Consider the following 14,265-nt stretch of genomic DNA (forward strand, 5'->3'; position numbering starts at 1 on the left):
CGCATCGACAAGAGTAGTAAATCCAGAAGTCCTACAATCTGGGGCTAATTCTACTAAACTAAGTAAAAATTTAGTTGGTGTAAAAAATACGGCCACAACTGTTAAATCATCTCAAGATTTAAATGCCGATCAGAATCTAACCACAATAATATTTAGTTGCTTGAATAATATAACCAATCCGAAAAAAAATATTTCAAATGTTCAGGGCCCGGATCAGACAAAATCTTCGCATGTAGCGGAAGAATCTAAGAGCACTTCAAACAGCAATGAAGAATGCTGGCAGGCATTGCCTTCCTCTCGCACTTTCTACGCTGAAAAATTAAATATTGCAATAGAAGATTTCCGTAATGATAGTAGTAAAAATAAGTCAGACGTTGAGAAGGCTTTCAACAGATATTTTAAAGATGTGGATCAAAGTGAATCAGCGCGTAAATGTTTCGAATATTTTTTAATTATACGTAAAGAGATTAAGGATGGCACCTCAGTTAGTGATACTGAATCATTAAAAGCCCTTGATAATCTTTCGAAAGAGTTTATAAAAACTATCGCGGCTGACGGTCTTGGTACAAACTCTTATGCTGCAGGATCAATGAAGACTGGTGGCTCTGGCCGGGCTAAATTAAAAAGTTTTCAAGACATCTGTAATAAACTTAGTCGCTTGGGTATGAGCGCTACGGATGGAAAACTCAGTTTTAATGAGAAAATCGCAGATTTTGTTTCAGACTATGTAGCCCATTCTTTACCTGATAATTTGCTAAATGAAGATTTCATCGAAAATATATTTCGACCAGCATTTGAACAGCATCAAGAAATGTGGAAGCTAACGAATCAATCAAATTTGAGTCCTTTTGAGGCGATGCAATCAAGATTAGGGCATGAACTTCTTGCCCTGGATTTACTAAATGCGTTCGTGAAAAATGGTGGAGATCCTGTCTCACCTACAGCAAAAACTGTGGACCCAACAGAACCTTCTCCCACTCAGCCCCAACAGCCTCAACAGTCCCAACAGCCCCAACAGCCCCAACAGCCCCAACAGCCCCAACAGCCGATTATTATTGTTAATTATGCGCCTGTTAGTACCGTAAATATAAATAATACTACTGCGAGTCCTAAAGACGCGGAAGTTAATGTAGATAGAGGGAAAGAAAACCCTCAACCACAGGGTGCATCATCTCAAACAGATGATGTCATAGACGGTCGGCTGAAAAAACGGGCCTTTAAGAATATAAATGCCGATGATATGAAAAATGAAGGTCCAGAGCAGTATGATGTCCCTGATGGCGGTCTGGCTTCAGCGGACAAAAATAACACCGCAGGACAGGATTCCCAGACCGGCAGGCAGCCTACAGGGCGGCCCGTGTCGAGGAATGATGCCGGTACCGGAACGGATAATGGTGCCACAGGCGGGGCCAACAGCAGTGGCGGGCCGGCTGCCACACCGGGTAACCCGTCAGACAGGTCCGGCAGCAGGCGGAGCGTAGGCAGTGCTGCAGATCCCCGGGGTGGTGACGGCGTGAACGGGCCGGCGACTCCGGGTCCTTCAGCGGACAAAAATAACACCGCAGGACAGGATTCCCAGACCGGCAGGCAGCCTACAGGGCGGCCCGTGTCGAGGAATGATGCCGGTACCGGAACGGATAATGGTGCCACAGGCGGGGCCAACAGCAGTGGCGGGCCGGCTGCCACACCGGGTAACCCGTCAGACAGGTCCGGCAGCAGGCGGAGCGTAGGCAGTGCTGCAGATCCCCGGGGTGGTGACGGCGTGAACGGGCCGGCGACTCCGGGTCCTTCAGCGGACAAAAATAACACCGCAGGACAGGATTCCCAGACCGGCAGGCAGCCTACAGGGCGGCCCGTGTCGAGGAATGATGCCGGTACCGGAACGGATAATGGTGCCACAGGCGGGGCCAACAGCAGTGGCGGGCCGGCTGCCACACCGGGTAACCCGTCAGACAGGTCCGGCAGCAGGCGGAGCGTAGGCAGTGCTGCAGATCCCCGGGGTGGTGACGGCGTGAACGGGCCGGCGACTCCGGGTCCTTCAGCGGACAAAAATAACACCGCAGGACAGGATTCCCAGACCGGCAGGCAGCCTACAGGGCGGCCCGTGTCGAGGAATGATGCCGGTACCGGAACGGATAATGGTGCCACAGGCGGGGCCAACAGCAGTGGCGGGCCGGCTGCCACACCGGGTAACCCGTCAGACAGGTCCGGCAGCAGGCGGAGCGTAGGCAGTGCTGCAGATCCCCGGGGTGGTGACGGCGTGAACGGGCCGGCGACTCCGGGTCCTTCAGCGGACAAAAATAACACCGCAGGACAGGATTCCCAGACCGGCAGGCAGCCTACAGGGCGGCCCGTGTCGAGGAATGATGCCGGTACCGGAACGGATAATGGTGCCACAGGCGGGGCCGACAGCAGTGGCGGGCCGGCTGCCACACCGGGTAACCCGTCAGACAGGTCCGGCAGCAGGCGGAGCGTAGGCAGTGCTGCAGATCCCCGGGGTGGTGACGGCGTGAACGGGCCGGCGACTCCGGGTCCTTCAGCGGACAAAAATAACACCGCAGAACAGGACTCGCAGACCGGCATGCAGCCTACAGGGCGGCCCGTGTCGAGGAATGATGCCGGTACCGGAACGGATAATGGTGCCACAGGCGGGGCCGACAGCAGTGGCGGGCCGGCTGCCACACCGGGTAACCCGTCAGACAGGTCCGGCAGCAGGCGGAGCGTAGGCAGTGCTGCAGATCCCCGGGGTGGTGACGGCGTGAACGGGCCGGCGACTCCGGGTCCTTCAGCGGACAAAAATAACACCGCAGGACAGGATTCCCAGACCGGCAGGCAGCCTACAGGGCGGCCCGTGTCGAGGAATGATGCCGGTACCGGAACGGATAATGGTGCCACAGGCGGGGCCAACAGCAGTGGCGGGCCGGCTGCCACACCGGGTAACCCGTCAGACAGGTCCGGCAGCAGGCGGAGCGTAGGCAGTGCTGCAGATCCCCGGGGTGGTGACGGCGTGAACGGGCCGGCGACTCCGGGTCCTTCAGCGGACAAAAATAACACCGCAGGACAGGATTCCCAGACCGGCAGGCAGCCTACAGGGCGGCCCGTGTCGAGGAATGATGCCGGTACCGGAACGGATAATGGTGCCACAGGCGGGGCCAACAGCAGTGGCGGGCCGGCTGCCACACCGGGTAACCCGTCAGACAGGTCCGGCAGCAGGCGGAGCGTAGGCAGTGCTGCAGATCCCCGGGGTGGTGGCGGAGTGAACGCGCCGGCGACTCCGGGTCCTTCAGCGGACAAAAATAACACCGCAGGACAGGATTCCCAGACCGGCAGGCAGCCTACAGGGCGGCCCGTGTCGAGGAATGATGCCGGTACCGGAACGGATAATGGTGCCACAGGCGGGGCCAACAGCAGTGGCGGGCCGGCTGCCACACCGGGTAACCCGTCAGACAGGTCCGGCAGCAGGCGGAGCGTAGGCAGTGCTGCAGATCCCCGGGGTGGTGACGGCGTGAACGGGCCGGCGACTCCGGGTCCTTCAGCGGACAAAAATAACACCGCAGGACAGGATTCCCAGACCGGCAGGCAGCCTACAGGGCGGCCCGTGTCGAGGAATGATGCCGGTACCGGAACGGATAATGGTGCCACAGGCGGGGCCGACAGCAGTGGCGAGGGCAACCAGGCGGCCAAACAGGTTCGGGGCTTTGTGGGCAGCATGGGGTCAGCACAGGCCCGTTATACTCTGTCCAGCGCGGGCAATAATCTGTGGAAACAATCCGGTAGCCTGACGAGCCTGAACCGTTTCGGCACAACTTTCCAGGGCGTGCCCCACTCTTCATCATCTCAACCGGGTAACCGGGCGGGCAGTCCGGTATGGGGTAACCCGTCAGACAGGTCCGGCAGCAGGCGGAGCGTAGGCAGTGCTGCAGATCCCCGGGGTGGTGACGGCGTGAACGGGCCGGCGACTCCGGGTCCTTCAGCGGACAAAAATAACACCGCAGGACAGGATTCCCAGACCGGCAGGCAGCCTACAGGGCGGCCCGTGTCGAGGAATGATGCCGGTACCGGAACGGATAATGGTGCCACAGGCGGGGCCAACAGCAGTGGCGGGCCGGCTGCCACACCGGGTAACCCGTCAGACAGGTCCGGCAGCAGGCGGAGCGTAGGCAGTGCTGCAGATCCCCGGGGTGGTGACGGCGTGAACGGGCCGGCGACTCCGGGTCCTTCAGCGGACAAAAATAACACCGCAGAACAGGACTCGCAGACCGGCAGGCAGCCTACAGGGCGGCCCGTGTCGAGGAATGATGACGGTACCGGAACGGAAAATGGCGCCACAGGCGGGGCCGACAGCAGTGGCGAGGGCAACCAGGCGGCCAAACAGGTTCGGGGCTTTGTGGGCAGCATGGGGTCAGCACAGGCCCGTTATACTCTGTCCAGCGCGGGCAATAATCTGTGGAAACAATCCGGTAGCCTGACGAGCCTGAACCGTTTCGGCACAACTTTCCAGGGCGTGCCCCACTCTTCATCATCTCAACCGGGTAACCGGGCGGGCAGTCCGGTATGGGGTAACCCGTCAGACAGGTCCGGCAGCAGGCGGAGCGTAGGCAGTGCTGCAGATCCCCGGGGTGGTGACGGCGTGAACGGGCCGGCGACTCCGGGTCCTTCAGCGGACAAAAATAACACCGCAGGACAGGATTCCCAGACCGGCAGGCAGCCTACAGGGCGGCCCGTGTCGAGGAATGATGCCGGTACCGGAACGGATAATGGTGCCACAGGCGGGGCCAACAGCAGTGGCGGGCCGGCTGCCACACCGGGTAACCCGTCAGACAGGTCCGGCAGCAGGCGGAGCGTAGGCAGTGCTGCAGATCCCCGGGGTGGTGACGGCGTGAACGGGCCGGCGACTCCGGGTCCTTCAGCGGACAAAAATAACACCGCAGAACAGGACTCGCAGACCGGCAGGCAGCCTACAGGGCGGCCCGTGTCGAGGAATGATGACGGTACCGGAACGGAAAATGGCGCCACAGGCGGGGCCGACAGCAGTGGCGAGGGCAACCAGGCGGCCAAACAGGTTCGGGGCTTTGTGGGCAGCATGGGGTCAGCACAGGCCCGTAATACTCTGTCCAGCGCGGGCAATAATCTGTGGAAACAATCCGGTAGCCTGACGAGCCTGAACCGTTTCGGCACAACTTTCCAGGGCTCGGTCCATTCTTCATCTGCACCGGCGCAGGGGGATCTGCGCCAGAACGCTGTTCCGTCAGGTAAGGCGGCCAGCAAAGACAGGCACGCTTCGGCGTGGATTAATCGCGCAGACGATATGGCAGGTGACAACCAGGTAGGCAACAATGTGGGAAGCCTGGACCAGGCCGGCAGCACATTAAGTCAAGCGCAGTCAGATACGGAAAATAAAAAGTCTGACAGTAGGCCGCCAGTGGAAGGTAAGAACAATTCTAAACCACCTTCGGTTGATACGAATTTCAGTTTCCTCTCATTACTAAACAATAGTTTTATAGGAGGCCCCGGCTCTTCCAGGTCACAATACTATAAGATGTACTCTGACGTTCCAGTAAATAAGAAATAACGGAGTTGCCCTCCATCAGTAAGGTGGAGGGCGATAAAAGGATATTATGGAAGCTAATAAACAATTGATTCGAAAGATTAACGATGTTGTCGCTACGACGCTTAATCACCCACTGTCCGACATTCTACCTGATAAGCACCTTTGTTATGACTTGCTCGCTGATTCATTGGCCTTGCTGGATCTTGTGCTGGCTTTAGAGGATAAATTTGAAATCGAGTATAAGGAAGAGTATCTGGCTGACACTGAGCATGTTAGGGATTTGTATCGTATTGTTAATAAATTACTGCGTCAATAAATGATTAGCTAAGATAACAATTTGCAGATTGCATTATAATTTTATGCAACTTAGGTGTTTATGGGGCAGCAAGATACACCGGTATGTTTGTCTCAAACTCCCTTGATGTACAGGTAACTTACTGATAAGAAATGCAGAAAATACGGGAGTATATTCTCATCATAATTGAATCAGGATCTTCATCGCTGCATCCTATATTCTGACGTCAGGTCTGATGGATCATTGTATTCATCCTTGATAACAAGGGTATGTGTTTCATTATGTTACAAGAAAAAGAAAACCTCGAACTTACTAATAAGATAGTAGTGAGGTTGATAAACGGTATGCTACGTGGATGTGAGTTCACACTGGCATCAGGCAGGACATTATTTATTGTTAGTGATGACAATGTTATTCGGCAGCAACATCAGGGAACCATTTTACCCAACAGTACTATTTATATTCCGGCAAAAGATAATGATGTTAATTTTGAGATCCTGGTGCCTGATCAGGCTGACCAGCAGGTAATACTGAGGGAACTGAGGGAAGAAGAAACGCCGGAAAGGGTTATTGTCTCTAATGAAATCATCACTGTTGGCGGGCAAAGAATTAGCTGGCGTCCTGAAGCTATCCCTTTTTCTGATGAGGTGCTGGCGTATACCACTGACGAGGTCTTACCGTCCTTAGGCACTCAAAGTGATGAAGTCAAGCGCTTTGGGGCCATGTGGTGGAAAGGGGCGATGGTATTAGGTATCGTCGGATGTATCTCCTTTGCAGGTTATACTTACCTCACCGAAACTCAGCGGAAAATCAGTTCTGTAACTGCTTTTTTGGAAAGTGGCATCGGTAACTATCATATTGTTTACGGGAGCGATAAAAAAATCTATGTCCTGGCGCTCACCGATTTAGCGGCCCAATGGGCACTTCAGACCATAGTTCGTACCCCCCAATCTTATCAGATGCAGGTACTTACACTTAAGGAAGAAGAACAGCGCATTAGTAAATGGATAGGAAGCAACTGGCCACAGGTTAAATTCCATCGCGTTATACTGGATGATCCAAAAAAGCCTGTTCTGCAAATTAGCGCTGAACGCACCAGGCTAAGTGAATCAGAAAGAAAACGCTTAATGAGTGCGTTGTCGAAAGACATTCCATACTCAAGCAGCGTGATTATTGAAAATCTGGCTGATAGGAAAGTTAAAATGCTGGCGATTGAAGGGTTGAAGAAAATGGCACTGCTATTTACTGAAATCGACAATGGCAGTAGCACGACTTTCGTGATTCGGGGAGCCATCGAGGATGGGGAACTGGATCGGCTGAAAAGCTTCATTACGCAATATTATCAAACATGGGGTGGCGAGTATATACAGTTTGCCCTGGAGCTCAAAAATGACTGGCTGAAAGGTAAGTCATATAAGTACGGGGCGCAAGGCTATGTAAAACTCGCACCCGGACACTGGTATTTCCCACGAAACATACAAAAGGATTTATAACATGAGCGTTTCAAGAATTGATGAAGTTATGGATGGCTGGAACGGTTTCTTATCCGCTACGTCCGGTGATTTCGATACTGGTGTGACTAAGCTTAATCAAGAGCTGAGTGAGGCATTGGATCATCTGAAGGGCGATCCCTCTAACCCTGAGTACCTTGCTAAATATCAGTCACGTTTGTCGGAATATACACTTTATCGTAATGCTCAGTCAAACGTTGTAAAAGTGTATAAGGATGTTGCGTCCGCTATTATCACTAATTTCCGATAACAATATATTTTACGGGAATATACTATGAGTACTCTAATTAATTCAATTCAGGCATTCTCTGGTCAGAAATCTGATATCAGCATGTCGGAGCCGTCACCGGTATCGCTGGAAGATCGAATGATTCAGGCCTATGCCAGAACTGCATCGGACGCTCAGGCAGAACAGGCTGATGTTATCAGCAGATTGCAGAGGGGGGAAATCATCTCAGATCCAGCTGAATTATTTAAACTGCAACAACGAACCTCGGATTACAATCTGCAGGTTTCCATGATCAGTACATTAACTCGCAAAGGTATCAGTGCTGTAGAGACTTTACTGCGCTCCTGATAATGAAAAAATTTTATTTAGTTTTGCCACTAACCGTCCTTCTCCTTACCGGGTGTAAGCAGGAGGAGTTATTAAAAGGTCTCGATCAACACCAGGCAAACGACGTTATTGCGCTATTACAGCGCAATAACATTCTGGCGATGAAGAAGGGGGCAATGAAGGAAGGCTTTAGCGTTTCGGTTGAACCGCGTGATTTTGCCGCCGCCGTGGATCTTATGGCTATCTATGGGCTACCGCGGCAGCCTGATATGGAAATAGCACAAATGTTTCCTGCCGATTCACTGGTATCCTCTCCGCGCGCGGAAAAAGCGCGTCTTTACTCTGGCATAGAACAGCGACTCGCGCAGTCCTTGCTCTCTATTCAGGGTGTTGTCTCAGCACGCGTGCACGTTAGCTATGATTTTGACGCGGGCGAGGGCGAAAGGAAAAAGAAACCGGTTCATTTATCATCATTACTTAACTATGATAATCGTATCGTCGATACCACGCTTTTAATTGGCGATGTTAAGCGCTTCTTGAAGAATAGTTTTGACGATATAGATTATGACAACATCTCCGTAGTGCTTTCAAAAGTTGAGAATGTTCAGCGCATTCCACCCGTTGTCTCATCTGCAAACTCTCCTTCCCATACATCATGGCTGCTTATAGGCGGACTGTTAATGCTGAGTTTGGTGATGTTTTTTATGTTATTTATAAAGAGAAGTCACCATTCTCTGGCAATGAAATTAAAAAGCCGCCATGGGTTTAAGCAGGAAGGTTTTATCAATAGAACAGAGGCGTTTAACGGACCGGCGCCAGGTAATAAAGATTCATCGGCCAGCGTTAATGAAAATGTGAGCTCTGTAGGGGATGAATTTAATGTGAAGGGCGGGGATAATGTACGTTAATGTGCAGAGGATTGTCTATGATCCTATCTCGTGGATTCATCCACAACGATTTTCAGTGCCTGAAAAGTTAGCCTCTGTAAGATGTCGGAGTATTTTGAATGACATTATTTTAAGCGAATATAACCTTTCAACCGGAGAGCTGGCGCTCAGCGATAGCAAAGAACACTATCTTGCTAATCATTGGTGTCTATTACCGAGAGCAGCTTTTATGGCTATATGTCAGCGTCATCGATCAGACCTCGCCTGGTATGGGAATTTGAGTAAGCTTGATAATGTAACGCGACAATTTGCACTGTCTGATATAACGGGGTCAAAAGACGAGTTTAGAGGGAGGTTCACATTTGACCAGCTCTGGGGGATGGCTTGCCGGGAGTTATTGACATTCTGCGGTCCAGTATCAAAAGTGATGAAAGAAAGAATCCCTCTTTTGTTCCCCTGGGCGCATCAGGACAATATGCCCCCCTTTTTTCCATCAGATGATAATGAATTATTAATAAGAATGGCCATTCAACATGCAAGCCGAAACCAATAATAATCTTTTCCAGACAGCACTTGAAAATGTCCTGGTGCCGGGACCATTATTAAGGAAAATGAGGAAAAGTGATGACATTATCGCTAATGCAGAGTCCAGGGCTAGAAAAATAGTCAAAGATGCAGTTCGTGAAGGCGAAACTATTCGCAAAGAATCGTATCGTACAGGCTACGAACGCGGATTATTGATGTCCATAGATTCTGTCTGCCAATACATCAATAACAGTGTTCAATATGCCGAGACACTTTATCTAAATATAGAGAGTGACATCAAAAAGTTATTGACAGAGTTGTTAGATGAAGAAAGCGTGTTGCTTAAAATAGTCGATGAATGGATTGACGCGTTAGATAAGAGAGATAACGATTCGCCTTTGTATGTTCTTATGCCATATGCCAACCGAAGATTCAAAGTTAATCTCATGGAGGCTATCAAAAGTAAGCATCCCGGCGGCGCTGTTTTTCAGTACCATCAGGAGCCTCGCTTTGTATTTAAGTATAAAGAACATCTGGCCGAATTCTATCCTGAAGAGCACATCGCTTCTACCGTAAAATCATTAATGGATAATCGTGATTTCTATTATGATAGTCATATGATTTCCGTCGAGGCTATTCAGAATTTGCATCAACGGATTGCACTTTACTATCAACCGGCTGATGACGTAACTCACATCACAGAAAATTAATGGGAAGGATTAACAGATGACGGCAATTAATTCTCTGGGTAGCATGCAGTCTGCCCCCAGTAACTCTTGTACAGAAGAAATTTACTCACTTGATGATGTCATGTCTAAAAAAAATTCAGAAGCAAGCTTTGGCTTTACGTTGATGTATGAAGAATGGAAACAGAAAATCCTTTTATCCGATGGAGTAAGTGATGAGCAAAATATCGACTGGTAGACACTCTCCCTGGTTAATGATGACTTTATCACTTTGTCTGTTAATGGCCGGTTGTCAGTCAATGACAACAACTAAAGCAATCACGGTAGCAGGGTCAAAAGGCATTGAGAGTGAATTCTGTAGTACTAAAGTGCCAAATAGCTCGCCTGCTTATCCGAATACCCTTTATCAGGCGATGAACGAATGCGTCAGTGCAGGCGTGTTCGATAATGCGGTCTTCTTTTACGCGCTAGCGGGGAGTTACACCTGGTATGATGCTATGCGGGTGAATACTCAGTATGCACGCTCAATCCATGGGAGGCTACTGAAAGAAAGTATTAATCAACTTGATGATGTTCAGAAGAATATACTTTGGGAGCAGATTCAGAAAGGCATGAAGGATCCACATAAAAAGAGTGCGCTATGCCGGAAAGTGAAGGGCATTGGTGCGCCGGATTATCAGCCAGGTTATATGCTGATCAATCCTTCCGAGCCTGATAGCCATGCTTTTTCAGCGAGCGTGAACTGGACTGAGGCTGTGAACAGTTATATGGAATGCCCCAAATAGGATGATTTCGGACAGGTTCGCAGTAACCCTATCCTCTACCTGCAGGCTGCTGGGGCAGGATCCTGCCCCAGTCGTGGTTTGTCGTGCCTTTATCAGCTTTTCAGCGGTTTCAGCTCCAGCCCATAGGTTTTTCCGTTTACCAGCACCTGCAGACACTGCGTGGCGTTCTCAAAGGCACTCACGGCGGCCACCTTGCCCTGAATGAGCAGTTCATCATCGTTGTTAAAACCGATCCCGACCCTGTCCCTGCCCAGCCAGTGCTGATGAAAACAGTTATCAGCCGCAGCATCCAGCTGCTTAATCTCGGCTGCCGTAGCGGGGGTATACGCCTTATAAAAGCGGAAGTGGATACCTGCGGCATAGCGATCGAAGGCATTGGTGTCCATCAGCGCAATACAGTAGCCGGTATATTTGGCGATTTTGACATACATTTTGATCTTCTCGCCGCTGCTCCCGGGCTGTAACAGCACGCGCGTCACCGGCACTGACCCTTCACCGACCCAGCTGCCGATATAGTTCTTATCGCCGATTTTTTGCAGATAAATATCCGCGCCGCCCTCTGCGGTACGTTCGGTATAGCCTTTCTGAGTGGTGCCCGCGCTGCTGTAGAAGGCAGAGCCCACAATGCGGATATGCAGCTGGGCGGTATTTTGCGACAGGAAGAATTCCCCCAGGTAGAACCACTTTTCTTTATCAGAGCGGTTATCCATTCTGTCAGGTGAGGTAAGATACTGGTAGTTAACCGAACCATTAACGCTGATGCCGTGATTCTCAATCCGCACGTCGCCCATTTCGTATTCGGAGATTAAAGCCCAGCGATCGCCCTTTTCTGAAAAATCCAGGCCCTCACCGTTTTGCTGGTTGAACTGGATATTGACAACGCGGCTGTAGTGACATGCCAGCGGGTTTTTGCATGTTTCGATATTCAGCGCGTACAGGCTCCAGTGGCCGTTGGAAATATTACCGGGATAATCGGTATGCTCAATCCAGCCGTTCCAAATTAGCGACTGGGCCGCACGCTGAAGATCGATTGCCGGGTTGGTAGTGCAGTACTGAATATTGAAGTTTGACAGCTCAATGGCGGTAATATGATCCCACTTGCCGCTGGGATTATTAGACCAGGTGGCATAAATCACCGTGCCGCTGCATTTTTTTGCAAACCACTGATCGATTTTACAATCAAGCGTATCGATCAGGTCCAGCCCGCGACCACCAAGATTAACGAAATTGACGCTGGTGACGCGAACAAACTGACCCGCCGTAATAATGTTTTTATAAAAACCTTTCGTATTCGGTGAGCCGCTGCTGCTTTGACCATCAATCTCCAGGCCGGAAATCACCATATAGCGTGCATTGACCCTGAACATCACCTCGCCATTTTTTTTATCTGAAATAAGTTTCGTGGCAGGGTAATAACCGGAGTTGACATGTTCGCCGACCAGCCTGAAACGGTTAATCTCTTTGTCTGAAATATCGAAGCGGGAAATTAAAAAAGTGCCAGCAGGAAACTTAATGCCAATATTCGGGTTGTTAGCCTGCGACCAGGACCACATGCGTTTTACTGCCTCCAGACAGTCAGTTTTTCCACCCGGCATGGCACCAAAGGCGATGACGTTAACGTCATTTTGGTCGTTGATTGATCGCTTCCAGCGCGCGCCTTTCGGACTGACGATGGTTAAACCATAATCCTCTTTGCTGGTGGTGTCGCTGACGTCGTAAACAAATACCCCGCCACCGTTGTTGCTACCTTTCGCATATTCCAGCACCACCACAATTTCTGCCGGGGAGCGGGGTTCAAGGGCGCGCAGGGCAGCGATGTCTGCAACAGTCGTTAATACACCGCCATCCACCCCTTTCAACGAAGCCAGTTCCAGAACGACTTTGCCGAATTCGATAGCCTTACCGCTCCCATCAAGCACCTGCAGCTTATTGTCGGGCTGGGCTGCGCGCACCGGCAGTTTTTTTACGCGACTGGTTTTTCGCTCAGGCGTCATAGTATTACCCTCGTTGTAAAGCGCAGGCTCGCGAAGCTTCCCGTGGCTGCTGGTTTTAATTTATGATGTTTAATTGTTTTTTATTGAAATATATAAAGGCTGTTGTCGGTTTTATTTTTCCGTGATGTTTATTGTAGAGCGGCGGAAAAAACTAACCTGATTTGAGTATGTACGTTAAATAATGCTTGCGCACGAGGTGAGTAAAATAATCTGGCTATTATATTTGATACGAAGGGAATATATTTTAAGCTGGACGGTGGAAGGGTAAAGCCAGTCTGGCTTCTTCCGCCCACGCGTGGACGCCTTCTCGCTCTTGCTGCAAAAAGTCTGCCACCGCGTCATGCAGACCTTCATGGCGCAGCCTATGCCAGGATTCGGTGATAACCGGCTCAAAGCCCCGTACCAGCTTGTGCTCACCCTGCGCACCGGCGTCAAAGCGTGACAGGCCCTGCGCAATGGCATACTCCATCCCCTGATAGAAACAGGTTTCAAAATGCAGGTGGTTAAACTCTTCCAGGCATCCCCAGTAGCGACCATAGAGCGATGAACCGTCAATGAGGCTGAATGCCACCGCCACCGCCTGGCCATGCCGGGTTGCCAGTACCACGCGGATGGCCTCAGGCATCCTTTCCGCCAGCAGGCTAAAGAAGTGTCGGGTCAGGTAAGGGCGCTGTCCCCGCACCGCATAGGTATTGGCATAGCAGGCATAAACAAAATCCCAGTGTGCCTCACTGAGCTGGTGACCCGCCAGCCAGCTAAAGTCGAAACCCTGGCTGGCAACGCGTCCGCGTTCGCGACGGATCTGCTTGCGCTTGCGTGACATGAGCTGGTCGAGAAAGTCCTGAAAATCCCGGTATCCCGGGTTACGCCAGTGATACTGGCAGCCAAGGCGCAGCAGCCAGCCCGGTTCATCCTGGATAATCGCGTGGGTGTGGGCATCGCTAAAGTTGATATGGGCGCTGTATCGCTGCTGCTGATGCAGGAAGTCCGGGATCGCCTGCAACAGTTTCTTTCCGGCCGCTGCCTCACCAAGCAGGCGGCCGCCCGTGACCGGGCTAAAGGGGACGGCGGCCAGCCATTTAGGATAATAGGGTATTCCGGCGCGCTGACAGGCGTCTGCCCAGGCGTGATCAAACACGTATTCGCCGCGGGAGTGCGCTTTTCGGTAGCCGGGCACGGCGGCCAGCGCCTTGCCCTTCTCGCACCACAGCAGGTGTTCCGGCTGCCAGCCGGTGCCTTTACCCAGACAACCACTCTCTTCCAGCGTGCTGAGAAAAGCGTGACGAGTAAAGGGACTCGCGTCCGGAATAAGGGCATCCCACTGGCTGGCGGGGAAATCGGCCAGCTGCGTCAAAAGAGTCAGTGACATCGGTGCGCTTCCTGTTTACGGCGGGTTGGGGGCGACGACCTGACACCAATCATCTTCAGGCGTGCTCAGGTAAGGTTTTTAGCCGGGGTAGAATCGCTGTGGAAAT

Annotated in this window: 12 protein-coding genes; 10 read left to right on the plus strand and 2 right to left on the minus strand. The window is 51.5% G+C overall.

The genetic code is table 11. From position 1 onward, the window contains the following. The first annotated feature begins 3,598 nt into the window (after positions 1–3,598). The 10 genes from AC4PCC_RS00740 (at position 3,599) to AC4PCC_RS00785 (ending at position 10,796) form a co-directional block, all read left to right on the plus strand. Complete coding sequence (locus tag AC4PCC_RS00740) at positions 3,599–5,572, plus strand: hypothetical protein (RefSeq protein ID WP_492126089.1); 1,974 nt, start codon at positions 3,599–3,601, stop codon at positions 5,570–5,572. A 46-nt stretch (positions 5,573–5,618) separates the two neighbouring features. Next, positions 5,619–5,867 carry a phosphopantetheine-binding protein gene (locus AC4PCC_RS00745; RefSeq protein WP_492126090.1) on the plus strand — a complete coding sequence of 83 codons (249 nt, stop codon included), beginning with the start codon at positions 5,619–5,621 and terminating at the stop codon, positions 5,865–5,867. 260 nt (positions 5,868–6,127) lie between these two features. Next, the gene (locus tag AC4PCC_RS00750) at positions 6,128–7,339 is read left to right on the plus strand and encodes a PrgH/EprH family type III secretion apparatus protein (protein WP_492126091.1); all 1,212 of its coding nucleotides are present in this window, start codon (positions 6,128–6,130) and stop codon (positions 7,337–7,339) included. Positions 7,340–7,367: 28 nt separating this feature from the next. After that, a complete protein-coding gene (locus AC4PCC_RS00755) occupies positions 7,368–7,607 on the plus strand; it encodes a type III secretion system needle complex protein (RefSeq protein ID WP_492127602.1) in 240 nt (79 codons plus the stop codon). Positions 7,608–7,631: 24 nt separating this feature from the next. Next, the gene (gene sctI, locus AC4PCC_RS00760) at positions 7,632–7,934 is read left to right on the plus strand and encodes a type III secretion system inner rod subunit SctI (RefSeq protein ID WP_492126092.1); all 303 of its coding nucleotides are present in this window, start codon (positions 7,632–7,634) and stop codon (positions 7,932–7,934) included. Positions 7,935–7,936: 2 nt separating this feature from the next. Then, positions 7,937–8,821, plus strand: coding sequence for an EscJ/YscJ/HrcJ family type III secretion inner membrane ring protein (locus AC4PCC_RS00765; protein ID WP_492126093.1), 885 nt, complete (start codon positions 7,937–7,939; stop codon positions 8,819–8,821). Further along, positions 8,811–9,353 (plus strand): hypothetical protein, encoded by a 543-nt coding sequence (locus tag AC4PCC_RS00770; protein WP_492126094.1) that lies wholly within the window; start codon positions 8,811–8,813, stop codon positions 9,351–9,353. Before AC4PCC_RS00765 ends, AC4PCC_RS00770 begins: the two co-directional genes overlap by 11 nt. Next, positions 9,334–10,035, plus strand: coding sequence for a hypothetical protein (locus AC4PCC_RS00775; RefSeq protein ID WP_492126095.1), 702 nt, complete (start codon positions 9,334–9,336; stop codon positions 10,033–10,035). The genes AC4PCC_RS00770 and AC4PCC_RS00775 overlap by 20 nt, the downstream gene beginning before the upstream one ends. Before the next feature lie 16 nt (positions 10,036–10,051). Next, complete coding sequence (locus AC4PCC_RS00780) at positions 10,052–10,249, plus strand: hypothetical protein (protein ID WP_492126096.1); 198 nt, start codon at positions 10,052–10,054, stop codon at positions 10,247–10,249. Continuing rightward, positions 10,227–10,796: a hypothetical protein gene (locus AC4PCC_RS00785; protein WP_492126097.1), complete on the plus strand. Its 570-nt coding sequence runs from the start codon at positions 10,227–10,229 to the stop codon at positions 10,794–10,796. The genes AC4PCC_RS00780 and AC4PCC_RS00785 overlap by 23 nt, the downstream gene beginning before the upstream one ends. Positions 10,797–10,888: 92 nt before the next feature. On the opposite strand, the gene AC4PCC_RS00790 is transcribed toward AC4PCC_RS00785, so the two are convergent. Then, positions 10,889–12,790: a putative phage tail protein gene (locus tag AC4PCC_RS00790; protein ID WP_492126098.1), complete on the minus strand. Its 1,902-nt coding sequence runs from the start codon at positions 12,788–12,790 to the stop codon at positions 10,889–10,891. A 244-nt stretch (positions 12,791–13,034) separates the two neighbouring features. Further along, entirely contained in the window at positions 13,035–14,159 is a 1,125-nt protein-coding gene (locus AC4PCC_RS00795) for a GNAT family N-acetyltransferase (protein ID WP_492126099.1), read from the minus strand. Between the last annotated feature and the right edge of the window lie 106 nt (positions 14,160–14,265).

This window comes from Erwinia sp. L03-1, assembly GCF_058686115.1.

Excerpts from the sequence above, each read along its gene's own strand:
- AC4PCC_RS00765 (WP_492126093.1), top strand. The coding sequence starts at position 7,937 with ATGAAAAAATTTTATTTAGTTTTGCCACTAACCGTCCTTCTCCTTACC.
- AC4PCC_RS00785 (WP_492126097.1), top strand. The coding sequence starts at position 10,227 with ATGAGCAAAATATCGACTGGTAGACACTCTCCCTGGTTAATGATGACT.
- AC4PCC_RS00795 (WP_492126099.1), bottom strand. The coding sequence starts at position 14,159 with ATGTCACTGACTCTTTTGACGCAGCTGGCCGATTTCCCCGCCAGCCAG.
- AC4PCC_RS00790 (WP_492126098.1), bottom strand. The coding sequence starts at position 12,790 with ATGACGCCTGAGCGAAAAACCAGTCGCGTAAAAAAACTGCCGGTGCGC.
- AC4PCC_RS00775 (WP_492126095.1), top strand. The coding sequence starts at position 9,334 with ATGCAAGCCGAAACCAATAATAATCTTTTCCAGACAGCACTTGAAAAT.
- AC4PCC_RS00780 (WP_492126096.1), top strand. The coding sequence starts at position 10,052 with ATGACGGCAATTAATTCTCTGGGTAGCATGCAGTCTGCCCCCAGTAAC.
- AC4PCC_RS00745 (WP_492126090.1), top strand. The coding sequence starts at position 5,619 with ATGGAAGCTAATAAACAATTGATTCGAAAGATTAACGATGTTGTCGCT.
- AC4PCC_RS00750 (WP_492126091.1), top strand. The coding sequence starts at position 6,128 with ATGTTACAAGAAAAAGAAAACCTCGAACTTACTAATAAGATAGTAGTG.
- AC4PCC_RS00770 (WP_492126094.1), top strand. The coding sequence starts at position 8,811 with ATGTACGTTAATGTGCAGAGGATTGTCTATGATCCTATCTCGTGGATT.
- sctI (WP_492126092.1), top strand. The coding sequence starts at position 7,632 with ATGAGTACTCTAATTAATTCAATTCAGGCATTCTCTGGTCAGAAATCT.
- AC4PCC_RS00755 (WP_492127602.1), top strand. The coding sequence starts at position 7,368 with ATGGATGGCTGGAACGGTTTCTTATCCGCTACGTCCGGTGATTTCGAT.